This window comes from Nonomuraea jiangxiensis (genome assembly GCF_900099965.1).
GTDB lineage: Bacteria > Actinomycetota > Actinomycetes > Streptosporangiales > Streptosporangiaceae > Nonomuraea > Nonomuraea jiangxiensis.
The window spans coordinates 1-24,702 of sequence record NZ_FNDJ01000013.1 but is presented as its reverse complement, the minus strand read 5'-3'; the positions used below and the strand labels follow the sequence as shown (position 1 = coordinate 24,702).

The following is a 24,702-nucleotide window of genomic DNA, read 5'->3' as shown; positions in this document are numbered from 1 at the left end:
CTAGCCGGGTGTTGAACTTCTGTCATGCGGGTGTTTGACGGGTGTACGGCGGCGGCTGAAGAGGTAGATGACCGGGGTGGTGCAGATCAGCGGGCCGATGATGGCGATGGGACGCTCCAGCCACCACTTCAGGTCCGGCGGGATCTTGTCGCCCAGAGTGCCGAACAACCACCACGACAGCCCCAGCGAGATGGCCATCCCCGTCGTGTGGAACAGGAAGAGCGACAGCGCGTACCGGTTGATGAAGTCGTTGACCCGGCGCCAGCCCGGTCGTTCCAGGACCCGCTCCATGGCCGGCCGCAGCACCTCCACCAGGCCGATCTGGAAGAGCAGCAGGGCCACGATCACGAACGTCGGCGGCGCCATGTTCGACCACTTGTCGCCGGGCACGCCCACCATCGAGCCGGGGTAGATGCCCGAGTAGACCAGGCCGAACAGGGCGAACAGCCCCGTCCACAGCAGGGCGATGTCATAGCGCCTGGGCAGGATGACGACCCGGTCGTAGAAGAGCCCGGCCTGGTGGGCCAGCCCCCAGATGAGCAGCATGTTGAGCCAGCCGGCCCAGTCGATCCCGTAGCGGAAGCGGATGACGTCCACCACCAGCGCCGCGCCGCCGAGCCAGATGAGGGCCAGCACGTCGTAGCGCCGGTGCAGCCAGAGCGCCACCGGCAGCAGCGCGATCAGCATCAGGTAGACGCCGAGGAACCAGAGCGGGCTGAGCACCAGCAGCACCACCCGCCACATCCAGTCCACGCCGAATGTGAGCGTTACCACCGCTCCGATGGAGATCCACACCCCGCACAGGAAGAGAGCCGGTAAAGCCAGCGCCCGGATGCGCCGCAGGACGAACGAGCCGAGTCCGACGCCCCGCGCCCTGGCCCGCTCCCAGGACAGCAGGTGCACGTGCCCGCCGACGTAGAAGAACAGCGGCAGCACCTGCAGCAGCCAGGTGAGGATCCACAGCCCGGAGGTGAAGCCCAGCGGGCTGGTGGGCTCCGGGCCGTGCGGCTTCCACTGCAGGATGGTGAAGGCCCAGTGCCACAGGACCACCACGATCAGGCTCAGCGCGCGGAGCCAGTCGACGTACTTGTCACGCTCTGTTGGGGCGATGGTGCTCACTTGTCGATGTCACCCACGACGAAGAACATTGATCCGAGAATGGCCACCATGTCGGCGACCAGATGTCCTGGCAGCATCTCGCGCAGCACCTGGATGTTGTTGTAGGAGGCGGAGCGGAGCTTGAGCCGCCACGGCGTCTTGTCCCCCTTGGAGACGAGGTAGTAGCCGTTGATGCCGAGCGGGTTCTCCGTCCACGCGTACGTGTGCCCCTCCGGCACCTTGAGCACCTTGGGCAACCGCTGGTTGATCGGCCCGGGCGGGAGCGAGCGCAACCGGTCGACGCAGGCGTCGGCGAGGTCGAGCGAGACCTTGAGCTGTTCGAGCAGCACCTCGAACCGGGCGTGGCAGTCGCCGCCGTCGCGGGTGACGACCTTCACGGGCAGCTCGGGGTAGGCCAGGTAGGGGTCGTCACGGCGCAGGTCGAAGTCGACGCCCGAGGCGCGGGCGATGGGGCCGCTGACGCCGTACTGCATGATCTGTTCGCGGGTGAGCACGCCGACGCCCTTGGTGCGGGCGACGAAGATCTCGTTGTGCAGGATGAGATTCTCGATGTCGGGCACCCGGCGCCGGGTCTCCGCGACCGTCGCCGACACCCGGTCGAGCCAGCCCAGCGGCAGATCCTCCTTGAGCCCGCCGACCCGGTTGAACATGTAGTGCATGCGCCCGCCGGAGATCTCCTCCATGACGGCCTGGATGCGCTCGCGCTCGTTGAAGGAGTAGAACAGCGGCGTGATCGCGCCCAGCTCCAGCGGGTAGGAGCCGAGGAACATGAGGTGGTTGAGCACCCGGTTGAGCTCGGCCAGCAGCGTGCGCGCCCATACGGCCCTGACCGGCGGCTCCATGCCGAGCAGGCGTTCGGCGGCCAGCACCACGCCCAGCTCGTTGGCGAAGCCCGACAGCCAGTCGTGCCGGTTGGCCAGCATGATGATCTGCCGGTAGTCGCGGACCTCGAACAGCTTCTCCGCGCCCCGGTGCATGTAGCCGACGATCGGCTCGGCGGTGGCGATCCGCTCGCCGTCCAGCGTCAGCCGGAGCCTGAGCACGCCGTGCGTGGACGGATGCTGGGGCCCGATGTTGAGGATCATGTCCTCGGTGGCCAGCTCTTTCGCGCCCGCGCCGATCCCGACCACACGTTCCGTCATATGGCAATGCTGCCACCGTCCCGGTTGATGATCCAGCGCGGGGGAGGGTCAAGAGATAGTACGGCAACGCATCCCGAAGAAGGACAGGGGGAGGAATATCGGTAACAGGGGGAGAAAACACTATGAAGCGAGTTCTTTTCGATGTCGCGGCGTTGATCACCCGGTTGACAACGGGCGTGATCTTCCTGGTCCACGGTTGGGAGAAGTGGCGGAGCGGCTTCGGCGCCACGGCCCAGCAGTTCAAGGACATGGGCGTCGCGGTGCCCGAACTCGCCACCGGATACACCACCGTCGTCGAGACCATCGGCGGCCTCCTGCTGATCGTCGGCCTGCTGGTACGCCCGGTGGCGCTGCTGCTGTTCATCGGCATGCTCGCCGCGATGACGTTCGTGCACGGGGCCGAAGGGGTGATGACCGCCGACAACGGCTGGGAGCTCGCGGGCGCGCTCGGTGCGCTGACCCTGCTGTTCCTGACCCTGGGCGGGGGCCGGCTGGGGCTCGACGGGCTGTTCAACGCGATCTTCCGCCGGCGCGCCGAGCGGCGTGTCGCCGAGGAGGAGCTCGCCGCCCACGCGCCGGTCCGCCAGGTCGAGCCCACCCAGGAGGGCGGCCCGACGACACCCGCCCCCACTCAGCCCATGGAGCGCCCCCACGTGCCCAGGCAGCAGGCCCCGTCGGGCTCCCCCAGGCTCAACGACCAGGACATGCGCGACATCGACGCGCTGATCGCCGACGAGCCGCCGGAGCACCGCAAACCCCCGAACCGCTAACGTGCGGCGAGGTCCCGTACGGCCTCGATCAACCGGTCCACGTGCTCCTGCGTCGTCCCGAGGCCGATCGAGGCGCGTACCGCCGAGTCCGTGCCGTCCTCGCAACCGCCCGCGTGCCCATGGTCGCGCCCTCCGGCCGGGCTCCTGCGCTCGGTGGTGCTCAGCAGGTGCCGGACGAACGGGTGCGCGCAGAACTTCCCGTCACGCACGCCGATGCCGTACTCGCCGGACAGGAGCTCGGCCACCTCGCGGGCGGAGTGCCCGGCCACGGTGAACGACACGATGCCGACGCGCGGGTGGTCCTCTCCCCACAGCGACAGCTCGCGTACCCCCTCGATGGTGGCCAGCCCGGCCCGCAGCCGGGCGATCAGGCGCTCCTCCTCGCGTACGAGTGCGGTCCAGCCGGTGGCGCTGAGCGCGTCGCAGGCGGCGGCCAGCGCGATGGCGCCCAGTACGTTCGGGGTGCCCGCCTCGTGCCGCGGCTCGGGGTCGTCGTGCCAGTCCACCTCGCCGCCGGCCGCGTCCCCGACCGAGCGCACCGCGCCGCCGCCCTTGAGGTACGGCTCGCCCTCGGCCAGCCAGTCACGCCGGCCGACCAGCGCCCCGGCGCCGAAGGGCGCGTACAGCTTGTGTCCGGAGAAGACCACGTAGTCCAGGTCGAGCGCCGTCAGGTTGAGCTGCCGATGCGGTACGAGCTGCGCCGCGTCCACCAGGATCCGGGCCCCGTGCCGGTGCGCGATGTGGGCAAGGGCGGCGATGGGCCACAGCTCGCCAGTGACGTTCGAGGCGGCGGTCACCACGAGCAGCTTCGGGCCGTCGATCCCGGCCAGCGCCTCGTCGGCGGCGCGGACGGCCGAGCCGGGGAGCGGGGGCGGCGCCAGCCGTACGGACCGCTGCCAGGGCAGCAAGGAGGCGTGGTGCTCGGTGTCGAAGACCACGGCGGTGGTGCCCGCGGGGAGGCAGCGGGCCAGCAGGTTCGTGGCGTCGGTGGTGTTGCGGGTGAAGATCACGGCATCGTCGGGGCGGGCGCCGACGAACGCCCTCACCGTGTGGCGTGCCTGCTCGTACCTGGCGGTGGTGAGCTGGGAGGCGTAGCCCGCGCCGCGGTGCACGCTGGAGTAGGCCGGGAGCGCCGCGGCGACGGCCGCGTTGACCGGCTCCAGACAGGGGGCGCTGGCGGCGTAGTCCAGGTTGGCATAGCCGACGAGCCGCCCGCCCTTGACCGGCACCTCCAGGTCGGCGCCCAGCACGGCGGGGAGCGGGCGCTCCGCGGCGGCGGGGGTCTGCGCCGCGGTCTCGGCCGGGGCGGAGTTGAAGATCGTCAGCGTGGGCACAGCACTCTCCTCGGGGTCATCGGACCCCTGGTGCAGCCACGGAGCCCGCGCTTGCCCGCCACACCGCGTGACGGACCAGGTCTTCACCCGGGGCACCCCGCCGCGGACGCGAGGGTTGCCGGCCAGCTAGCCGGGGCTTGTCGCTGGCACTCATGACCTACGAACCGCACTATAACCGACACCCTGCCGTATATCGCAACCCCGCGAACTTATGCAGTCGCCTGCTCGTTGCTACCGGGAAACCCATCACGAGCCTTGGAGGTGCGCGGATGTTGGACTGGGTGACCGACCCCCAGATCTGGATCGGCTTCTTCACCCTCGTCGCCCTGGAGATCGTCCTAGGGATCGACAACATCATCTTCATCTCCATCCTGGCCGGGAAACTCCCGCCGGAACAGCGGGACAGGGCCCGCGTCCTGGGTCTGGCCGCCGCCCTCATCAGCCGTCTGCTCCTGCTGTTCGGCCTGTCCTGGGTGGTACGCCTCACCGAGCCCCTGTTCACCGTCTTAGGCCAGGGCATCTCGGGACGAGACCTGATCCTGCTGCTCGGCGGCCTGTTCCTGCTGGCCAAGAGCGTCACCGAGATCAGCCACAGCATGGACACCGCGCACGGCAAGGACGGCGGCAAGGCCGCCGGCGTCTCCTTCACCTCCGTGATCGTGCAGATCATGCTGCTCGACATCGTGTTCTCGCTGGACTCGGTCATCACCGCCGTCGGCATGGTCGACGAGCTCGGCGTGATGATCGCGGCGGTCGTGGTGTCGGTGCTGGTGATGTTGTTCGCCTCGGGGCCGATCAGCAGGTTCGTGGACAAGCATCCGAGCGTCAAGATGCTGGCGCTGTCGTTCCTGGTGCTGATCGGCATGGTGCTCGTCGCCGAGGGCCTGGACCAGCACATCCCCAAGGGCTACATCTACTTCGCGATGGCGTTCTCGGTCGTCGTGGAGTTGCTGAACATCCGGATGCGCAGCAGGCAGGGCAAGCGGGTGGCCGGGACCGAGAAGGACGCTCCGGAGGAAGGGGCCACTTCTACTATGAAATAGTGCATTTTGATCCTTGGAACCCGGAGTTCGTGGCCCATCCCTACCGGGTCTACGACGAGCTGAGACGCCAGGCCCCCGTCAGCTACTTCGAGCCGACGGGCCAATGGCTGATCTCCCGGCACGCCGACGTGAACGCCCTGCTCCGGGACCGCCGCCTGGGCCGGTCCTACCTGCACGTGGCCACCCACGAGGAGTTCGGCCGGCCGCCGGAGCCGGAGTTCCAGGAGCCGTTCTGGCGGGTGATCAGGGCGGGCATGCTGGACGTGGAGCCGCCGGTGCACACCAGGCTGCGCCGGCTGGTCTCCAGGGCGTTCACGCCGCGCATGGTCGAGTCGCTGCGCCCCCGGGTGCGCGCGATCGCCGGGGACCTGGTGGACGCGTTCGTGGAGAAGGGCGGCGGCGACCTGATCGCCGAGGTCGCCGAGCCGCTCCCGGTGACCGTGATCGCGGAGATGCTCGGCATCCCCGACCAGGACCGCCACCTGCTGCGCCCCTGGTCGGCCGACATCTGCGGCATGTACGAGCTCAACCCCACCCCCGAGGCCCAGCACACCGCGGTACGCGCCGCGTCGGAGTTCGCCGGCTACCTGCTCTCCCTGGCCCGCGACCGCCGGCGCGGCCCGGGCGACGACCTGATCAGCGCGCTGGCCGGGATCGACGAGCTCACCGACGACGAGCTGGTCGGCACCTGCGTGCTGCTGCTGAACGCCGGCCACGAGGCCACCGTGAACGTCACGGGCAACGGCTGGTGGGCGCTGTTCAGGAACCCCGCCGAGCTCGCCCGCCTGCGCGCGGACCGCTCGCTGCTGCCCACGGCGGTGGAGGAGCTGATGCGCTGGGACACGCCGCTGCAGATGTTCGAGCGCTGGGTGCTGGAGGACATCGAGGTGCACGGCGTCGGGATCCCGCGCGGCTCGGAGGTGGCGCTGCTGTTCGGCTCGGCCAACCGCGATCAGGCGGTGTTCGAGGACCCGGACCGGCTGGACGTGGGCCGCGCCGACAACCCGCACATTTCCTTCGGGGCGGGGATCCACTTCTGCCTGGGCGCGCCGCTGGCCCGCATCGAGCTCATGGAGTCGTTCGGCGCGCTCCTGGACCGGACCTCCGGGCTGGAGCTACGGCAGGAGCCCGAGTGGAAGCCCGGCTACGTCATCCGCGGCCTGCGCGCCCTGGAACTGACCGCCACCACCTGAGGAGGGCGGGTACGGGAGCCGGAGCTCAGCGTCGCTGGGTGAGCCAGCCGAAGCCGCCGAGCCCCGCCGGATCGATCAGCTCGCCCTCCTGCGAGGCCCTGGCCAGAGCCCGCAGGTAGGCGCGCGGATCGGTGCGGGCGAGGTCGAGGGGCGGCCGTGCGCCGACGATCCCCAGCCCGCGCAGCGCCTCCCGCTGTGTGGACAAGGTTGTGGATATCGCACCGGCCCGCCGCCCCGCCTCCGCGCACGAGTCCAGCGCCACGTGAGCCGTGATGTCGCAGGTCCCGTCGGGTATGGGGGCCACGACCGCGCCGTCACGGTAACCGGTCAGCGTGCCGCAGGGCGGACGGTTATCCACAGGATGTGCATAATCCACGGCGATCGCCCGGCCCCTGGTGAGGCGTAGCAGGACCGAGGCCCAGGCCTCGTCCCTGGGCCAGCCGATCTCCGCCCGCGAGCCCACCCGGGACAGCGGCCACCACCGGTCGAGCCAGGCCCGGTCGGCGGGCCGGGGCGGGCCGCCGATGCGCTCCTCGCCCGTGTGCACGTCGACCATGACCAACCGGGGTCCGTCGGCCGTCTGCTCCACCACGTCGAGTGGCACGTTGTCGAGCCATTCGTTGGCGATGGCCAGCCCGGTGATGCCCGAGGGCACGTTCACGTGCCAGGCGATCCGCTCCGGCAGCCCGGCCGGCCTGGGGGAGAGGTCGACGGCCGTGAGGCGCAGCCGATCGCGCAGTGCGGGCTTGGCGGCGTCGAGCACCTGCCTGACCAGCAGGCCCTCGCCCGCGCCGATGTCGACGAAGTCGAGCACGTCCGGGCCGCCGAGCTCGGCGTCCACCTCTTCCAGCAGCGCCACGACCGCGTCGGCGAACGCCGCAGAGGCGTTGACCGAGGTGCGGAAGTGGCCCGAGGGGCGCTCCCGGAGGTAGAAGCCCGCCTCGCCGTACAGCGCACGCTCCGTCGCGACGCGCCACGTCAGCCACATGCCCTGGACTATCTCACGGGTCAGGGGTAGTACGCAGGGTCATCGGACGACTACTCATTGTCGCGGACTTGCGATATTGTTACCCATTGTCATCGAGTGATTGCGTTGCGCCAACCCCCAATTGGCAGAGCGGGCCACTCAACCGATCAAGCACCCTGCGGCCATCGGCCGCTAACGAAAGGAGTCCTCGTGCTGAAGAAGCTCGTGGTCGTCACCGGGTCCATCGCCATGCTGTCCCTGGCCGCACCGGCCGCTCACGCCGACACCACCGCCGGCAACAACGGCGTGCTCACCGGTAACCAGGTGCACGTCCCGGTCAACGCGCCCATCGATGTCTGCGGCAACGCCATCTCCGTCGTCGGCGTGCTGCCCATCGCCGGCTGCCGGGGCGGTGCGGGGGTCTACGCGCCCAGCAAGCACTGAGCGCCCCCCGGGCCACGGCCCAACCGCCACAACGCCCGCCCGCGACGGCACTATGCCTCCGCCGGGCAACGGCGCCATAAGGCGGCCGAGCCCGGCCCCGCACAGGCGGGCCGGGCTCGGATGGCCGGCCGATCGGCGGATGGCCGGCCTGGTCGCACCTCCAAGAGGTCGCATCCAGGTGCGGGCGTCGGGTCTTGGCGAAGGGCTCGGCGCCCGCTGCTATGCGATGAACCTCTCTCCTCATCTCATCCGACAGGGGGTGCACGATTTGTATGCCCTTGTCGCTTTTGTCAGTAACTCAACGTCTGGCAAAACAGCGGTCACGCCAGTGTGCCGCTGACCGCGCCCCTCGCTCCTCACTCCTGGGTGGCCGTTACGCTGGTCGGCAGTGCCATCGGGTCGACAGAGGTGTGACGTCATGGACGCAGGGGATCGCCCGGCTCGGCTGACTGTCGGCGTGCTCGGACCGGGCAAGGTCGGCTCAGCCCTGGGCGCCGCATTGGCGCAGGCAGGCCACCGGGTCGTGGCCGCGAGCGGCGTCTCGGACCGCTCGCAGCGCTGGGCCGCCGACCGGCTCAGTGTCTGTCCGTCCCGGCCCGACGAGGTGGTCGGCGCCGCCCAGCTCATCCTGCTCACGGTGCCGGACGACACGTTGCCCGACCTCGTCAACGGACTGGTCACCACGGGAGCCGACCTCCAGGGCAAGATGCTGGTCCACACCAGCGGGGCGTACGGGCTGTCCGTGCTCGACCCGGCCGCCCAGGCCGGCGCGCTGCCGCTGGCGCTGCATCCGGTGATGACGTTCACCGGCCGGGACGACGACCTCAACAAGCTCACCGGCATCTCCTACGGTGTGACCGCGCCCGAGATGCTGCGGCCCGTCGCCGAGGCCCTGGTGATCGAGATGGGCGGCGAGCCGGTCTGGATCGCCGACGCCGACCGCGCGCTCTACCACGCGGCATTGGCCGGGGCGGCCAACCACATGGTCACGCTGATCGCCGAGTCCTCTGACCTGCTGCGGCGCATCGGGGTCGAGCACCCGGGCCGGATGCTGGGCCCGCTGCTCGGGGCCGCGCTGGACAACGTGCTGCGGCTGGGCATCGCCGGTCTCACCGGCCCCGTCGTGCGTGGTGACGCGGGCACCGTCCGCAAGCACGTGGACGCGCTGATCCTGGCGGCTCCCGAGGCGGCCGACGCCTACATCGCGCTGGCCAGGCTCACGGCCGACAGGGCGCTGGCCGCCGGGCTGCTCAAACCGGAGGAGGCCGAGCGGCTGCTCGACGCGCTCGGAGGCAACATATGGACCTGACCGTCGCGCGTTCGGGAGCGACGTTCGGCCTGATCGTCGTGCTCGGGGAGCATGCATGGACCTGACCGTCGCGTTCGGAGGGCGTTTATGGAGCTGATCGTCGCCAGGCACCGGGCGGACCTGGTCAGGGCGCGCCGGGGTGGGGCGGTGGCCCTGGTGCCGACCATGGGCGCGCTGCACGAGGGCCATCGGACCCTGATCAGGGAGGCCCGCGTACGCGCGGATCAGGTCGTGGTCAGCATTTTCGTGAACCCCCTGCAATTCGGCCCAAGCGAGGATTTTTCACGCTATCCCCGTACTTTTGACACCGATCTGGAGGTGTGCCGCGCCGAGGGGGCCGACGTCGTGTTCCACCCGGCCGTCGAGGACATGTACGACCCGAGCCGCCAGGTGAGCGTCTCCGCCGGTCACATGGGCACGATCGTCGAGGGCGCCGTCCGGCCGGGCCACTTCGACGGCGTGCTCACGGTCGTGCTGAAGCTGTTCAACCTGGTCAGGCCCGACCTGGCGATCTTCGGCCAGAAGGACGCCCAGCAGCTCTCGCTGATCCGCCGCATGGTCGCCGACCTCGACCTGCCCATCGAGATCGTGGGCGCGCCGACCGTACGCGAGCCCGACGGCCTGGCCCTGTCCAGCCGCAACCGCTACCTGTCCGCCGACGACCGGCGGGTGGCGCTGGCACTGTCGCGGGCGCTGCGGGCGGGCGCGGCCGAGTTCACCGTTCCGGGGATCCTCGCGGCGGCACGGGCGGAGCTCGACGCGGCCGGCCCCCGGCTCGGCGTGGACTATCTGGTGCTGGTGGACCCGGCGACGTTCGCCGAGGTGAGCGAGTCGTACGCGGGCCCGGCCGTGCTCGCGGTGGCCGCCAGGATCGGCGACACCCGGTTGATCGACAACGTCATCCTGACCTTGAACTCCGGCTGAGGCGGATCACCGACGGGCCGCGACCGAGCCCCCCCGGGGCATGTTCCCGGGGCGTGGGGCGTTATCGTCATATTGACGAAATCACCTCCTGTGAGGAGACCCCTGATGAGTGCACCGGCGATCCCCCTGCGTCTGGCCGCGCCCGCGCCCGGCTGGACGGTCGAGTCGGACGTGGTCGTCGTGGGCTCGGGCGTCGCGGGCCTGACGGTGGCCCTGCACTACGCCGAGCTGGAGCCGGCGGCCAAGATCCTCGTCGTCACCAAGGACGTGCTGTCCTCCGGCTCCACCCGCTGGGCCCAGGGCGGCATCGCGGCCGTGCTCGATCCCGGTGACACGCCGGAGGAGCATCTCAACGACACGCTGCTGGCCGGGGTGGGCTTGTGCGACTCGCGAGCCGTAAGGACGCTGGTGACCGAGGGGCCCGACGCGGTGCGGCGGCTCATGAAGCGCGGCGCGCGCTTCGACCGCGCCCCGGGCGGCGAGCTGGAGCTCACCAGGGAGGGCGGGCACCGGCGGCACAGGATCGTGCACGCGGGCGGCGACGCCACCGGGGCGGAGGTGCAGCGGGCGCTGGTCGAGGCGGTGCGCGCGACGTCGATCGAGGTGATCGAGCACGCGCTGGTGCTCGACCTGCTGAAGGACTCCGAGGGCCGGGCCGCGGGCGTGACCCTGCACGTCATGGGCGAGGGCGCGCGTGACGGAGTGGGCGCCGTGCACGCCAGGGCGGTGGTGCTGGCCAGCGGCGGCATCGGCCAGGTCTACGCCGCCACCACCAACCCCGCCGTCTCGACCGGCGACGGCGTGGCGCTCGCGCTGCGGGCCGGGGCCGTGGTGCGTGACATCGAGTTCGTCCAGTTCCACCCGACCGTGCTCTGGCTCGGCGCGGACTCGACCGGCCAGCAGCCGCTCGTCTCGGAGGCCGTCAGGGGCGAGGGCGCCTTCCTGGTCGACCACGAGGGCCGCGCGTTCATGCGGGACGTGCACGAGCTGGCCGATCTGGCCCCACGTGACGTGGTGGCCAAGGCGATCATGCGTACGATGCGCGAGACCGGGCGTGACCACGTCTATCTCGACGGCCGCCACTTCGGCCGGGAGAAGTGGGCGACCCGCTTCCCGACGATCTACGCCGTCTGCCGCGAGCACGGCATCGACCCGGCGGTCGAGCCGATCCCGGTGGCGCCCGCCGCCCACTACGCCAGCGGCGGAGTCCGTACCGACCTGCGCGGCCGTACCTCGGTCGACGGCCTGTACGCCTGCGGCGAGGTCGCCTGCACGGGCGTGCACGGCGCGAACAGGCTCGCCTCCAACTCCCTGCTCGAAGGACTCGTCTTCGCCGAGCGCATCGCCGAGGACATCCACCGGGCGAAGCGGGCGCCGGGCCGGCCGGTCGCGGCAGGGGACGAGGCCGCGGGGCTGGTGGACCCGCGGGTCAGGGCCAGGATCCAGGCCCACATGAGCACCGGGGCGAGCGTGCTGCGCTCCCGCGAGTCGCTGCGGGCCACCGCGAGGGCACTGCGTGACGCCCGGTGGACGCCGGTGCGGGTGCCCGCCTGCACCGAGTCCTGGGAGGTCACGAACCTGCTCACCGTCGCCACCGTGCTCACCGGCGCGGCAGCGGCCCGGCTGGAGACACGTGGCTCACACTGGCGCGAAGACCACGACACCCGAGACGACAACGACTGGCTGGGCCACCTCGACGTGACCCTTACCGAGGAGGGCCCCCAGATGACGTACACACCGCACGGCGACGCGATGCCGCCGCGGGCGGCGCAGGAGCTGCTCGCCGCCGGGCTGGACCCGGCCGAGGTGGACGCGCTGATCGACCGTGCGCTGGCCGACGACCTCGGGGAGGAGGGCGACGTGACCAGCCTGGCCACCATCCCGGCGGACCAGCGCTCCGTGGGGGACGTGGTGGCCCGCAAGGACGGCATCGTGGCCGGGCTGGCGGTGGCGGAGGCGGTGTTCGTCAGGCTGGGCGCCGCGCGTACCGAGCGGCTGGCCAAGGACGGTGAGCGGGTCAGGGCGGGCGACGTGCTGATGACCGTCGAGGGTCCCACCCGGGGGCTGCTTACGGCCGAGCGCACCGCGCTCAACCTGCTCACGCACCTGTCGGGGGTGGCCACGCTGACCGGCCGGTGGGTCGAGGCGGTCAGCGGTACGGCGGCGCGGATCCGCGACACCCGCAAGACCCTGCCGGGACTGCGCGCGCTGGAGAAGTACGCGGTGCGCTGCGGCGGCGGCGTCAACCACCGGATGTCGTTGTCGGACGCCGCGCTGATCAAGGACAACCACGTGGTGGCGGCCGGGGGCGTGGCGGAGGCGTTCGCGGCGGTCCGGGCGAAATACCCTGAGCTGCCGATCGAGGTGGAGATCGACCGGCTGGACCAGCTGGAGATCGTGCTCGACCAGGGCGCCGAAGAGGTGCTGCTGGACAACTTCACCGTGGAGGACACCGCGCAGGCCGTCCAAATCGCAAAAAATCGGGCGAAAAACAGGATTGCTCTTGAGGCGAGCGGGGGATTGACCTTGGAATCGGCCCGTGATGTGGCCGAAACTGGCGTTGACTACCTTGCGGTGGGGGCGCTTACGCACTCGGCGCCGGCCCTGGACATCGCACTGGATCTGCGGGGGTAATTAATGCTGCTCACGATCGATGTCGGCAACACCCATACGGTGCTGGGGCTGTTCGAGGGCGACGACGTCATCGAGCACTGGCGGCTGGCCACGGACGCCCGCCGCACCGCCGACGAGATCGCGGTCGTCCTCCAGGGGCTGCTGGCCCAGTCGCCGCTGCTCAAGGGGACGGACATCGACGGCATCGCTCTCTGCTCCACCGTGCCGAGCGTGCTCAACGAGATGCGCGAGATGTGCCGCCGCTACTACGGCGACGTCACCGCGGTGATCGTTGAGCCCGGCATTCGCACCGGCGTCCCGGTGCGCATGGACAACCCCAAGGAGGTCGGCAGCGACCGCATCGTGAACGCGCTGGCGGCCATCGACCAGTACGGCGGCCCCTGCATCATCGTCGACTTCGGCACCGCGACGTCGTTCGACGCGGTGTCCGCCAAGGGCGAATACGTGGGCGCGGTCACCGCCCCCGGCATCGAGATCTCGGTCGACGCGCTGGCCGCGGCCGGGGCGCAACTGCACAAGGTGGAGCTGGTCAGGCCGCGCTCGGTGATCGCCAAGAACACCGTCGAGGCGCTGCAGGCCGGCATCATCTACGGATTCGCCGGCCAGGTGGACGGCATCGTCGAGCGCATGGCCGCCGAGCTGGCCGACGACCCCGACGAGGTGACCGTCGTGGCCACCGGCGGGCACGCGGGGCTGGTGGTGGGCGAGTCGCGCTCGATCGACGTGCACGAGCCGTGGCTGACGCTCATCGGCCTGCGGCTGGTCTACAACCGGAACACCACCTGAAGGTGACCGGACACGAACAAGCGGCCCTCCGCCCAGGTGGAGGGCCGCTCTCACGTATGGATGTCACTCGCCTTCGGCGGTGTAGAGGTATTCCCAGGAACCGCACTTCTGCGGGTAGTTGCTGTACTGGCCGACCTGGCACACCTTCACCCGCAGGCTGTAGACGTCGTGCTCCTTGAAGCTGAACGCCTTGTAGCCGGGGAAGCCACAGTATTTCCTGTTGTAGACGGGCGACCAGTCGTGGTCGAAGTCGCTGGCCTCGAACTTCACGTAGGCGCACTTGCCACCCTTGCTGTAGGTGCGCTTGTCCAGGTCGAAGAGCCTGCCCTTGACGCGGACCTCGTTGGACTCACCGTCGTCGTCCCAGTCGACGTTGATGACGCCGTCGGCCTTGGCCAGGTGGTGCTTGGAGTAGACCGGGCCCCAGTACTCAGAGTAGTCGTCGTCGTTGAAGGTGTCGGCGTTGGCCGCGCCCGGAAGCGACAGAGCGACGGCGCTGGTCGCGGCGATGGCCAGTAAACCGGTCGCGATCTTCTTGAACATCTTTTTCTCCCAGAGCTCCCATCGGGCCGGCTCCCTGCCGGCTCCCCCCCGAGCTCGTGAGATATTGATAAAAGAGGTCACTTGCAGCGGCCCTGCAGCAGGCCGACGAGCCCTTGCAGTTCGCCATATCCCCTACCCTTTGATGTTGTGAGCGACGAACTTCCCGAGCAGATGCGCATCCGGAGGGAGAAGCTCGACCGCCTTCGCAGCCAAGGCGTCGATCCTTACCCGGTGACCTTCCCACGCACGGTGACCAACGCCGAGGTCAGGGAGAAATACCAGGGCCTGGAGCCCGACACCGCGACCGGCGACAAGGTCGGCGTGGCCGGGCGGGTCATGCTCAACCGCGTGGGCGGCAAGCTCTGCTTCGCCACGCTCCGCGACGGCGGCGCCGACCTGCAGGTCATGATCTCACTCGACAAGGTCGGCGAGGAGTCGCTGGCCTCGTGGAAGCACGACGTCGACCTGGGCGACCACGTCGGCGTGACCGGCGAGGTCATCACCTCACGGCGCGGTGAGCTGTCGATCCTGGCCGACAGCTGGCAGATCACCTCCAAGTGCCTGCGCCCGCTTCCGGAGAAGCACGTCGGCCTCACCGACCCCGAGGCGCGGGTGCGCCAGCGCTACGTCGACCTCATCGTCAACGACGAGGCCAGGAAGATGGCCCGCGTCCGCAGCGCCACCGTGCGCGCGGTTCGCGACTTCTGGCACGAGGAGGGCTTCCTCGAGGTCGAGACGCCGATGTTGCAGCCGATCCACGGCGGCGCCACGGCCAGGCCCTTCAAGACCCACATCAACGCCTACGACATGGAGCTCTACCTTCGCATCGCGATCGAGCTCTACCTCAAGCGGCTCGTGGTCGGCGGCATCGACAAGGTCTTCGAGATCAACCGCAACTTCCGCAACGAAGGCGCGGACTCCACGCACAACCCCGAGTTCACCATGGTCGAGGCCTACGGCACCTACCTCGACTACCACGGCATCGCGGACCTGACCCAGCGGATGTACCAGAAGGCGGTCGTGGCCGCGCTGGGCACTTCGGTGGTCGTGCACGACGGCGTGGAGGTCGATCTCGGCATCGCCGAATACCCGCGCATCACGCTCTACGGCGCGGTGTCGGAGGCGGTCGGCGAGCACATCACCACCTCGACCACCCTTGAGGAGCTGCGCAAGATCGCCGACCGGCGGGAGATCGCCTGGGACCCGAAGTGGGGCCCGGGCAAGCTGGTGCAGGAGTTGTTCGAGGCCCTGGTCGAGCACACGATCGTCCAGCCCACGTTCGTCATGGACTACCCGCTGGAGACCTCGCCGCTGGCCCGCCAGCACCGCGAGGACCCGCTGGTGACGGAGAAGTGGGACCTGATCGGCTTCGGCACCGAGCTCGGCACCGGCTACTCGGAGCTCATCGACCCGATCGAGCAGCGCCGCCGCCTGGTCGAGCAGTCCCTGCTGGCCGCCGGGGGCGATCCGGAGGCCATGCAACTCGACGAGGACTTCCTGCAGTCGCTGGAATACGCGATGCCCCCGACGGGCGGCATGGGCGCCGGGATCGACCGGATGATCATGGCCTTCACCGGCAAGAACATCCGCGAGACCATCCTGTTCCCGCTGGTCAAGCCCACCCACTGACAACGCCCCGCGGGCTGCCGTCGAGCCGTACCGGTAGCTTGGGCAGCCCGCGGAGGACCACGTTCTCCTTGTACGGCGGCGCCGGGTCCGGCAGCCCCAGCCGGGGCGCCGCCGCGGCCAGGGCGGACAGCGCGATCTCGCCTTCCATCCTGGCCGGCGTCGCCCCCCTCGGGCTCGGTCAGCTCCTCGACCCGCGTCGGGGCGCTCACGAGGTCCTCCCCGGGGCGCTCGTGCCTGAAGGCGACAAGGCCGCGGAAGTAGTCGCGAAATTCCCTTCTGGCCCGCCCGGTTTCTGATTGCAGGTCGCTTGTAAGCATCGGGTCAAGACCGCGGGCGAGTGTATCGCTCCAATCACGGAACCGTTCGTGATCCTCCGGCGGAACCCCGAGCAGTTCGGTGATCACCATCACGAGCAACGGGTGGGCGGGACCGGAAACGACGTCCGCCTCCGCCGGCAGCGCGCCGATCAGCCCGGCGGTGATCGACTCGATGCGCGGGCGGAGACGTTCGAGCCTGCGCGAGGTGAAGGCGCCGCTGACCGGACCTCGCAGCCTCGTGTGCTTCAGCCAGAGGAACGATCCAGCCCGCTGACCTGTGCAGTTGTCGTCGAGCGGGTCCCGAAGCGCGGGTCGTGGAGCAGCGTCGTGCCCAACTCGCGCGTGGTGGCGACGAGCAGCCCGGCCCGCGTACGGAAGATCGCGCCGCGCTCGCTCAGCTCGCGATAGCGGGCATATGGATCGCGCAGAAAATCCGGATCGAATGGATCAAAACTCAGGACGTCGGCCGGGCTCATCGGTGATGGATCCGGTATGCCCGCGGACACATGAGAATCACTCATTGTGATGGCGGTGCCGTCGACATATGGCGAGTACGTCACATATATCGGATCATGTCAATAGCGATGGTCAAGGGCGTGACTTATCGTGCTTGACGACCTTTCCAGGATGCGTTTACCGTCTGCGAGGAGCGGCTTTGGCCCATCTGCGAGGTCCGAGTTCTGCTGTTGGGGGGGAGGGCTCCCGATGGATGTGCTCACTGAAGGCGTTGAGCTAAGCCATGCTGATTTGGCACTGCTCTCGGAGCTGGCCAAGGGAGTCACGGTAGATCGGGTGGGCAGACGTCTGGATATCAGCGGACGCACAGTACGCCGGCGATTGCGGGGGATCTGTGACCGTATCGGCGTGGCCACCGCGATCGAGGCCGTGGCCTGGGCGGCCCGCCGCCAGCTCATCTGACGGCGCGCGTTCCGGCGGGCTAGTCAGCGATCCGCACGGCGCCTGCGAAGGGCCGGTTGGCGATCGACGCGATCCGTACGACGTCGCCCGTCTGCGGGGCGTGCACCATCATGCCGCCGCCCAGATAGAGGCCCACGTGGTGCAGGTCGTTGTAGAAGAACACCAGGTCGCCGGCGCGTAGCTCGGAGCGCGAGATGTGCCTGCCCGCGGTCCACTGGCTGCCGGTGTAGTGCGGCAGCGAGATGCCCACCCGCTGGTAGGCGGCCATGATCAGGCCCGAGCAGTCGTAGGAGCCGGGGCCCTCGGCGCCCCACACGTACGGCTTGAGCTGCTGGGTGAGTGCCCACCGGGCCGCCTCAGCCGCCTTGCCGCTGCCGATGACCGGCAGGTTGACGCGCACCGCGCGGGTGCCCGGCCGGCCCGCCTCACCCAGGGCACGCCTGTAGAGGTTGCTCTCGACCTTGGTGACCAACTTGGTGATCTTGTCGCGCTTGGACTCGATGTCCGAGACGATCTTCTGGACCTCGTCGATGCGCGCCTTGGCGGCGGCGCGGGCGCGTTCGGCGGCGTCCATGGCCCTGGTGACCTGGTTGACCTCCTCGCCCTGCTGCTGCTCGATCGCGTAGGTGGTGGCGGCGCGGTCGAGGAGGTCGTCAGGGTCGCCGGAGGTCATGAGGGCGAGCATGTTGTTCAGGCCGCCCGTCATGTAGGAGTTCTGGGCGAGCAGGACGGCCTTGGCGCGCTTGGCGGAGAGATCGGCCTCGCTGGTCGCCAGCGTCCGCTGCGCGGCCTCCGAGGACTTCTTGGCGGTCTTGAGCTTCTCCCGCTGGCCGTTGTACTGCTCGGTCAGCGTCTCGATCTCGGTGTGCATCTGCTCGACCTGGTCGGCGAGCTCCTTGAGCGAGGGCTTGGGATCAGCGGACGCGGAGCCGACGGGGATGGCGAACAGCAGCGCGGCGACGGTGACGCCGACCACACCCAGACGGCCCCATCGGGGACGGTCGAGACCGGGCGTCCGCCGAGCGTGTTCCGGAGGGCAGGCGTGCTTGCCCGCCGACTTCATCCCACGGCTGAGCATGCGCTTCACCAACCAAGCTCCTCTCATCGACGCCTACCGGGTTAGCTGACGGGTTCGGGCCGGAGCAGCCCTACCGAACTCGGATTCACCCCAGTGATGGCTCGCGCCACCGGCGGGTCCCCGGCTCCCCTTACGGGGATTGAGCGTGTCTCCGCGCGCGACACGCGGGGAACATCGTCGCTGGACACTAATGCACTCCAGGTTCGTGCTCAACCAGAACTGCCAAGTCTGTAGAGGTTTCACAACTGAAGGGTCACAAGGTGATCTCGGGGGCAACCGTGCAGAACAGACCTTATGTCCTCTTTGCCCGAGCTTGGGCCTTGAGGCCGAGCCGAGCGGGTGGCGTGCTCGATCGACCACCAGATGTAACAAGATGGGCCGAGACGTGGGAGTTAGGGCCGAGCCGTAATGACATCTGTACTCTGGAGAGCCATGGAGCAGGTGGCCGAGCTGACAGCGCCTAATCCCGGGCCCGAGGGGGGAGTCGTGGTCCGGCGTGCCCGCACGCCCGATGTGCGCACGGTCCGGCGCCTCGTCGACACCTACGCGGGCGCGGGTCCGCGGCTTCTGGAGAAGGCCACGGTGACGCTGTACGAGGACGTACAGGAGTTCTGGGTGGCCGAGCGGGGCGGGCAGGTCGTCGGCTGCGGCGCGCTCCACGTGCTCTGGGAGGATCTCGCAGAGGTCCGTACGGTGGCCGTGGATCCCGAGTGCCGGGGGATGGGAGTCGGGGGCCGCATCGTCGCGGCGCTTATCCAGCAGGCGAAGGATCTGGGACTGCGGCGTGTATTCTGTCTGACTTTTGAGGTCGACTTCTTCGCCAGGCACGGTTTCCTGCCGATCCAGGGCACCCCGGTCTCTCCTGAGGTCTACGCCGAGCTGCTGGCCTCGTACGACGAGGGTGTGGCGGAGTTCCTCGACCTGGAACACGTCAAGCCGAACACCCTCGGCAACACCCGCATGCTGCTCCATCTGACATCGGGTGACGCAGACCTTGACCGCATGGAAAGGTGATTGTTGATACCTATGTCGATACGTTGGGCAGCACAGGCATGTGTCCTGACATGTGCCACACGCGCACTCGAAGCGAGGTGACACGGTGAGCACCGGACAGCCGCCGTATCCACAGGACGATTCCGGCGAGAACTCTGCACCTGGTACGCCGGACTACGGGCAGCACAACGCGGGCCGCCGTCACGGTGAGCCCGACCCCGACGCCACTGTGGTCGGCTACCGGGCGGACGACGCCTTCGGGCAGCCCCCGTACGGGCAGCAGCAGGGCTATGGCCAGCAGGGCTATGGCCAGCAGCCCCAATACGGCCAGCAACAGCAGTACGGCCAGCAGCCCCAGTACGGACAGCCCCAGTACGGGCAGCAGCCCCAACACGGGCAGCAGCAGGGCTACGGACAGCAGCAGCAGTCCCAGCCCGACTACGGCCAGCAGCAGGGCTACGGACAACAGCCTCAGTACGGACAGCAGCCCGGCTACGGCCAGCAGCCTCAGTACGGGCAGCAGCCGCAGTCGGGCCAGCAGGGTTACGGCCAGCAGCAGCAGTCCCAGCCTGACTACGGTCAGCAGCAGGGCTACGGTCAGCAGCCGCAGTCCCAGGCCGACTACGGCCAGCAGCAGGGCTACGGGCAGCAGGGCTACGGCCAGCAGCCGCAGTCGGGCCAGCAGAGCTATGGTCAGCAGCAGCAGTCCCAGCCCGACTACGGTCAGCAGGGCTACGGTCAGCAAGGCTATGGCCAGCAGGGTTACGAGCAGCAGCAGCAGTACGACCAGCAACAGCAATACGGCCAGCAGCAGTACGGGCAGCAGCCACAGTCGGGCCAGCAGGGCTACGGCCAGCAGCAGCAGTCCCAGCCCGGCTACGCCCAGCCTGGCTACGGGCAGCAGCCCGGCTACGGCCAGCAGTACGGTGACCAGCAGTACGCCCAGGGCTATGGGCAGCCGCAGCAGCAGGCCTATGGCCAGCCCGGCTACGGTCAGCCCTACGGCCAGCCGGTGGGCGTGCAGCCACCCGGCGCTCCGGGCCCGCTGGCGGAGTGGTGGCAGCGGCTGGTGGCGCGGCTCATCGACTTCGTGATCCTGTTCATCGTGAACATCGTCGTCGGCTTCATCATGGCCGCCCTCTTCGTGGCCAGCTACTCCTCGCTGGACGGCAGCAGCAGCGGACTGTTCTCCTCGGTGGTGGTGAGCATCCTGTCGGCCCTGATCGTGACGGCGATCTGGGTGGCTTACGAGTTCTTCCTGCTGAAGATGAACGGCCAGACCGTCGGCAAGATGGTGATGGGCATCAAGGTCGTCCCCGTGGGGCAAGGAATTCCCCCGGGCGGCCTGCCGGTCTCCACGGCGCTCATGCGCGGTGCGGTGACCTGGGGAGGCTGGGCGATCAACGCGATCCCCCTCGGGTTCCTCAGCTCGTTGTTCGCCTACGTGGTGGTGGCGCTCAACGGCGCCTCCCAGCTCTGGGACAAGCCGCTGCAGCAGACGTTCGCGGACAAGATCGCGGGCACCGTCGTGGTGAAGATCAAGTAGCTCGCACGACAGCGTAAAACAGGGGCCGGCTTCCCGCCGGCCCCTGTTTTGTGTGTGGGGGCCGTACCAAAATGGGGGGACCTGTACTCCCGACAGGGCCGTCGATGACGCGAGGTGGGGGTTATGGCCGGGATGCCGCCGGGGGCGGGCGCGTTGCCCGCGGAATGGTGGGAACGGCTCGCGGCACGCCTGATTGAAGCACTCGTCTTCGGGGTCTTCTATTACATTCTGTTCATCGCGCTGTGGGGCATCTTGCGGACTGTAGGGGTGCTGGAGGTGTTCGATGGGCGGTTGCCGGGTGTGTTCGCCTGGCTTGTGGCCGGGCTCGGTTATGCCTGCTACGACTGGCGGGCGCATTACCGGAACGGCCGGACGTTCGGGAAGGCGATCATGAGGATTCGCCTGGCGCCGGGAGACCATCCGTCACGGGCGCTGCTCAAACGAGCCCTGGTCTATCCCGTACCGGTGATGCTGATCGGCATTCCGGTCGTCAATCTGCTGGCCGGAATGTTGCTGTTCGGCGTGGGCCTGCTGATCCTGATCGACAAGCCGCTGGAGCGTGGCCCACACGACAGGCTGGCTGGAACGCGTGTCGTTAAAGATCTTCGTTGAGCCATCCGTACCTGGGCGGATGCCTTTACGTAAAATTTTCCCTTGATCCGGTAAGGAGCCTGGAGAGACTGGCATTAGGCTATGGGGCGTCCGGGTTGCCGGATGTTGGCGCCCCTGCGACACGCAGGGCATGTGTGTACCGCTATGGTCGGTTGCGGGTGGTTGTGGCCGGCGTCTCAGAGGAGCTCCGCGCTCCCGCCGGCCGCGAGCCGCCGCGATATTGCGCCCCCGAAACCCTGCCAGCCGTGGAGGCGAGGACGAATGGAAGCCGTAACAGACGTATTGTCAGCGCTCATCCCCCCGCTCGTGGTGGGCGGCGCCTTCATCTTTGGTGTAGTGAAGTTGGTCCGCTCGGAGGGGCCCAGGCGCCGGCCAAACCCCGAGGATCAGGCGGAGAAGGGGAACTGATCGGCCAGTCAGCCGAATCCCCGTAGCGCTGAATTGTCTCCACGCCTTTCCGGGTATATGTTTGGGCAGGCGAATGAAACAATGCTCCGGGAAAGGATTGCGTACATGGCCAAGCAGATCCAGGAGATTCTCATCGATGACCTCGATGGGGGCGAGGCCAATGAGACGGTCAGCTTCGCTATTGACGGCTCCTCCTATGAGATTGACCTCAGCGACCTTAACGCGAAGAAGCTGAGGGACGCGCTCACGCCTTTCGTGCAGCACGCACGCCGGGCAGGTGCCGTCTCCACGCGCCGTCGTGGTCGCGGCGGCAGCAGGGCGATGAGCCGCGAGAAGAGCTCGGAGATCCGGCAGTGGGCCAAGGCCCACGGTCTGCCTGTGAGCGAGCGCGGCCGTATCGCCTCCACCGTCGTGGAGAAGTACGAAGCGGCTCACTGAGGGGCCATCTCCTGACCATGCGCTTATGCCGTTCGCCTAGGACCCCGGCGACCGCCATAAGCGCATGATCATTCCTGGGACGTTCTTGAATGGACGGCCCTGGAAGTGATCTTCTGACCCGTCCATATGTGGGCGTTCTGGTCGAGAGTTCGGTTCCGTGGGCCCTTTTGCCGACGCCGGCTCACATATGTGGTGGCGTCACGCTCGACGCGCCCCCGTCGTTCGGGGCCTTCAGACGCTTCATTCAACGTACGCTGCCCGTGCCGCGCCGCCCGTGGAACGGGCCAGCCCGGAAATCGGCCCCACCGGTAAACCCGGCGGCGTCACTCTGAGTGTTGTAGCGCTTAAGCGCGATCTCGGCTCGGGTTGGCGCCGCAAAACCCGTCCGGTTCGGAGATGCGAGCCGGTCGGAAAACCCGTCGGCGCTGGGATGCGAGCCGCCGGGATAACGGTCTGTGATGTGGATGCGGGCCGCGGGGATATCTCGCCCGGGCCGGAGATGGGTGTGGGGCGGATTGCCGGTCGTGTGGAGGAGTGCGTGCCGGTGGTATAACCCGCCCGCGCGAGAGATGCGCTCTGGTGGGGCATATGTGGTGCGCCACCGGGATGGGCGATGGTGGCATAACCCTCGATCTCCAGCATGCGTCGCAGAATCCCGCGTCCCCCGGCATCAGAGCACAATGCCCCCTCGTTCGCCCCGCGGCACAATGCCGCCCCCTTCTCCTTCCGTCCCGCGCTGGGGCCTCTATCCGGTGTGCCCCGCAAGGTGCGACCGGTCGGCGGGAAACGAGGCGCCCCGCAAGTGCGACCGGCCGGGTGGAACGAGGTGCCCCGAGCGGCGGCCCGAGGAATGAGGTGTCGCCCCGGGCGTCGTGGAGGAATGGGGCGTGTCCTTGGGCTCGGGGCGCGGCAGGAAATGAGGACTCCCCTGGGCCAGGACGTGGCCTGGAATGGGTGCGCCCTCGGGCGGCGGGGTGAGAAAGGTGCGTCGGCCGCCGTAGTGAGGGAATGGGCCTGCCCTGCGGGGCGGAGGCCGGTCGGCGCGGTCGAGTGACGCCGGATGAAGATTGCATGGCATCGGATGAACTGTCGCATGACGCCGGATGAAGCCGGTAACCGGGCCGACCCGATGGCGGCGTTCTGTATTACGCGGCAGTGCGGTGTGCGGTGAGTGGCGTGTCATGCTCAGGGCGTAACGTGATCGGTTGGCCAAGCATTGACGCCGCGACATAGGATGATTGCGTAACAGATACGGACGTGGGCATCCAGGATGCGCGGGCGATGAGGCGCCCCAACGCCGACTCGCCTCTAGCGTCCGGATGCCGATCCGTGTGGATCTGCGTTCGCCGTGGACGGCATATTTCAGCCGCTTCCGTGAAGCGTCTTAAACATCGTTCGCTTGCGGCGTATCGGGAACACGTCACCCCCGAACAGTAGTTGGATGGAGGGTGAACGCCCTGCTCTCGGGGAACGTCTCTGTTATAGAGCGTGTCAGCGGCAGTGGGCACGGTTCGCCGAGCCAGGGCTAGCATGCGGGAGGACGGGACCGGATTTACCGGCCTGACTGACCGCTCTGTGAGGAGCGACGAGATGTTCGAGAGGTTCACCGACCGAGCGAGGCGTGTTGTCGTCTTGGCCCAAGAAGAGGCCAGGATGCTCAACCACAACTACATCGGCACTGAGCACATTCTTCTTGGCTTGATCCACGAAGGTGAGGGCGTGGCCGCCAAGGCTCTGGAGAGCCTCGGCATCAGCCTTGAGGGTGTGCGCCAGCAGGTCGAGGAGATCATCGGCCAGGGCCAGTCGGCTCCGTCGGGGCACATTCCGTTCACCCCGCGGGCCAAGAAGGTCCTCGAGCTGTCGCTCCGTGAGGCTTTGCAACTGGGTCACAACTACATCGGCACCGAGCACATCCTGCTCGGGCTCATCCGTGAGGGTGAAGGTGTGGCCGCCCAGGTGCTGGTCAAGCTTGGAGCTGATCTCAACCGTGTCAGGCAGCAGGTCATCCAGTTGCTCCACGGTTACCAGGGCAAGGAGCCGGCCGCGGCGGGCGGCCCTCAGGAGTCCGCGCCGTCGACGTCCTTGGTGCTCGACCAGTTCGGCCGCAACCTGACCCAGGCCGCCCGCGAGGGCAAGCTGGATCCGGTCATCGGCCGTGAGAAGGAGATCGAGCGGGTCATGCAGGTCCTCTCCAGGAGGACCAAGAACAACCCCGTTCTCATCGGCGAGCCCGGCGTCGGCAAGACCGCCGTCGTCGAGGGCCTGTCGCAGAAGATCGTCAGGGGCGAGGTGCCCGAGACGCTGAAGGACAAGCAGCTCTACACGCTTGACCTCGGCGCCCTGGTCGCCGGCTCCCGTTACCGCGGTGACTTCGAGGAGCGCCTGAAGAAGGTGCTCAAGGAGATCCGCACGCGCGGCGACATCATCCTGTTCATCGACGAGCTGCACACGCTCGTGGGTGCGGGCGCCGCCGAGGGCGCGATCGACGCCGCCAGCATCCTCAAGCCCATGCTGGCCCGCGGCGAGCTGCAGACGATCGGCGCGACGACGCTGGA

General features: G+C 68.6%; 23 protein-coding genes and 2 riboswitches. Of the genes, 15 read left to right on the top strand and 8 right to left on the bottom strand.

Features of this window, described 5'->3' with window-relative positions; genetic code table 11:
• Positions 1–1,119 (bottom strand): acyltransferase family protein, encoded by a 1,119-nt coding sequence (locus BLS95_RS27240; RefSeq protein ID WP_090937194.1) that lies wholly within the window; start codon positions 1,117–1,119, stop codon positions 1–3.
• The gene (locus BLS95_RS27235; protein WP_090937191.1) at positions 1,116–2,261 is read right to left on the bottom strand and encodes an NADH-quinone oxidoreductase subunit D; all 1,146 of its coding nucleotides are present in this window, start codon (positions 2,259–2,261) and stop codon (positions 1,116–1,118) included. Before BLS95_RS27235 ends, BLS95_RS27240 begins: the two co-directional genes overlap by 4 nt.
• Before the next feature lie 122 nt (positions 2,262–2,383).
• On the opposite strand from BLS95_RS27235, the gene BLS95_RS27230 reads away from it, so the two are divergent.
• Positions 2,384–3,031 (top strand): DoxX family protein, encoded by a 648-nt coding sequence (locus tag BLS95_RS27230; protein WP_090937188.1) that lies wholly within the window; start codon positions 2,384–2,386, stop codon positions 3,029–3,031.
• Here the strand turns inward: BLS95_RS27230 and BLS95_RS27225 are convergent.
• Positions 3,028–4,365: an aminotransferase class V-fold PLP-dependent enzyme gene (locus BLS95_RS27225; RefSeq protein ID WP_090937186.1), complete on the bottom strand. Its 1,338-nt coding sequence runs from the start codon at positions 4,363–4,365 to the stop codon at positions 3,028–3,030. The two genes, BLS95_RS27230 and BLS95_RS27225, sit on opposite strands and share 4 nt — an antisense overlap.
• 42 nt (positions 4,366–4,407) lie before the next feature.
• Positions 4,408–4,523, bottom strand: a riboswitch (SAM riboswitch).
• Between the two features lie 111 nt (positions 4,524–4,634).
• Here BLS95_RS27225 and BLS95_RS27220 point away from each other — a divergent pair.
• A complete protein-coding gene (locus BLS95_RS27220) occupies positions 4,635–5,408 on the top strand; it encodes a TerC family protein (protein WP_176993400.1) in 774 nt (257 codons plus the stop codon).
• Entirely contained in the window at positions 5,408–6,601 is a 1,194-nt protein-coding gene (locus BLS95_RS27215) for a cytochrome P450 (RefSeq protein WP_090937183.1), read from the top strand. Before BLS95_RS27220 ends, BLS95_RS27215 begins: the two co-directional genes overlap by 1 nt.
• A 25-nt stretch (positions 6,602–6,626) precedes the next feature.
• Here the strand turns inward: BLS95_RS27215 and BLS95_RS27210 are convergent, their stop codons facing one another.
• The gene (locus BLS95_RS27210; protein ID WP_090937181.1) at positions 6,627–7,589 is read right to left on the bottom strand and encodes an SAM-dependent methyltransferase; all 963 of its coding nucleotides are present in this window, start codon (positions 7,587–7,589) and stop codon (positions 6,627–6,629) included.
• 189 nt (positions 7,590–7,778) lie between these two features.
• Here BLS95_RS27210 and BLS95_RS27205 point away from each other — a divergent pair, with 189 nt between their 5' ends.
• The 5 genes from BLS95_RS27205 (at position 7,779) to BLS95_RS27185 (ending at position 13,665) form a co-directional block, all read left to right on the top strand.
• On the top strand, positions 7,779–8,012 hold the full coding sequence (locus BLS95_RS27205) for a chaplin (protein ID WP_245765305.1): 234 nt from the start codon (positions 7,779–7,781) through the stop codon (positions 8,010–8,012).
• A gap of 418 nt (positions 8,013–8,430) precedes the next feature.
• On the top strand, positions 8,431–9,321 hold the full coding sequence (locus BLS95_RS27200; RefSeq protein WP_090937178.1) for a Rossmann-like and DUF2520 domain-containing protein: 891 nt from the start codon (positions 8,431–8,433) through the stop codon (positions 9,319–9,321).
• Positions 9,322–9,408: 87 nt separating this feature from the next.
• Positions 9,409–10,245 carry a pantoate--beta-alanine ligase gene (gene panC / locus BLS95_RS27195; protein WP_090937176.1) on the top strand — a complete coding sequence of 279 codons (837 nt, stop codon included), beginning with the start codon at positions 9,409–9,411 and terminating at the stop codon, positions 10,243–10,245.
• Between the two features lie 105 nt (positions 10,246–10,350).
• Positions 10,351–12,879, top strand: coding sequence for an L-aspartate oxidase (locus tag BLS95_RS27190; protein WP_090937173.1), 2,529 nt, complete (start codon positions 10,351–10,353; stop codon positions 12,877–12,879).
• Positions 12,880–12,882: 3 nt separating this feature from the next.
• Positions 12,883–13,665 carry a type III pantothenate kinase gene (locus BLS95_RS27185; protein WP_090937171.1) on the top strand — a complete coding sequence of 261 codons (783 nt, stop codon included), beginning with the start codon at positions 12,883–12,885 and terminating at the stop codon, positions 13,663–13,665.
• Positions 13,666–13,728: 63 nt separating this feature from the next.
• On the opposite strand, the gene BLS95_RS27180 is transcribed toward BLS95_RS27185, so the two are convergent.
• Positions 13,729–14,208, bottom strand: coding sequence for a hypothetical protein (locus BLS95_RS27180; protein ID WP_090937168.1), 480 nt, complete (start codon positions 14,206–14,208; stop codon positions 13,729–13,731).
• A gap of 171 nt (positions 14,209–14,379) precedes the next feature.
• Here BLS95_RS27180 and lysX point away from each other — a divergent pair, with 171 nt between their 5' ends.
• Complete coding sequence (gene lysX / locus BLS95_RS27175; protein ID WP_245765340.1) at positions 14,380–15,837, top strand: bifunctional lysylphosphatidylglycerol synthetase/lysine--tRNA ligase LysX; 1,458 nt, start codon at positions 14,380–14,382, stop codon at positions 15,835–15,837.
• On the opposite strand, the gene BLS95_RS55870 is transcribed toward lysX, so the two are convergent.
• Both BLS95_RS55870 and BLS95_RS27170 read right to left on the bottom strand, forming a co-directional pair.
• Positions 15,821–15,985: a hypothetical protein gene (locus BLS95_RS55870; protein WP_176993399.1), complete on the bottom strand. Its 165-nt coding sequence runs from the start codon at positions 15,983–15,985 to the stop codon at positions 15,821–15,823. The two genes, lysX and BLS95_RS55870, sit on opposite strands and share 17 nt — an antisense overlap.
• A gap of 414 nt (positions 15,986–16,399) precedes the next feature.
• Positions 16,400–16,630, bottom strand: a complete 231-nt coding sequence (locus BLS95_RS27170; protein ID WP_090937162.1) for a hypothetical protein — start codon at positions 16,628–16,630, stop codon at positions 16,400–16,402.
• 229 nt (positions 16,631–16,859) lie between these two features.
• Between BLS95_RS27170 and BLS95_RS27165 the strand changes: the two genes are divergently transcribed.
• The gene (locus BLS95_RS27165; RefSeq protein WP_090937160.1) at positions 16,860–17,072 is read left to right on the top strand and encodes a LuxR C-terminal-related transcriptional regulator; all 213 of its coding nucleotides are present in this window, start codon (positions 16,860–16,862) and stop codon (positions 17,070–17,072) included.
• Between the two features lie 19 nt (positions 17,073–17,091).
• On the opposite strand, the gene BLS95_RS27160 is transcribed toward BLS95_RS27165, so the two are convergent.
• Entirely contained in the window at positions 17,092–18,150 is a 1,059-nt protein-coding gene (locus tag BLS95_RS27160; protein ID WP_245765339.1) for a C40 family peptidase, read from the bottom strand.
• 15 nt (positions 18,151–18,165) lie between these two features.
• Positions 18,166–18,306, bottom strand: a riboswitch (cyclic di-AMP (ydaO/yuaA leader).
• 276 nt (positions 18,307–18,582) lie between these two features.
• Between BLS95_RS27160 and BLS95_RS27155 the strand changes: the two genes are divergently transcribed.
• From BLS95_RS27155 to BLS95_RS27135, 5 genes are all read left to right on the top strand, one after another.
• The gene (locus tag BLS95_RS27155; RefSeq protein WP_090937157.1) at positions 18,583–19,164 is read left to right on the top strand and encodes an amino-acid N-acetyltransferase; all 582 of its coding nucleotides are present in this window, start codon (positions 18,583–18,585) and stop codon (positions 19,162–19,164) included.
• Between the two features lie 85 nt (positions 19,165–19,249).
• Positions 19,250–20,689 (top strand): RDD family protein, encoded by a 1,440-nt coding sequence (locus BLS95_RS27150; RefSeq protein WP_143043888.1) that lies wholly within the window; start codon positions 19,250–19,252, stop codon positions 20,687–20,689.
• Positions 20,690–20,812: 123 nt separating this feature from the next.
• Positions 20,813–21,301, top strand: coding sequence for an RDD family protein (locus BLS95_RS27145; protein ID WP_090937152.1), 489 nt, complete (start codon positions 20,813–20,815; stop codon positions 21,299–21,301).
• A 513-nt stretch (positions 21,302–21,814) separates the two neighbouring features.
• Positions 21,815–22,147, top strand: coding sequence for a histone-like nucleoid-structuring protein Lsr2 (locus tag BLS95_RS27140; protein ID WP_090937978.1), 333 nt, complete (start codon positions 21,815–21,817; stop codon positions 22,145–22,147).
• A gap of 1,590 nt (positions 22,148–23,737) precedes the next feature.
• A partial coding sequence (locus BLS95_RS27135) for a Clp protease N-terminal domain-containing protein (protein WP_143043887.1) occupies positions 23,738–24,702 on the top strand: 965 nt, incomplete at its 3' end.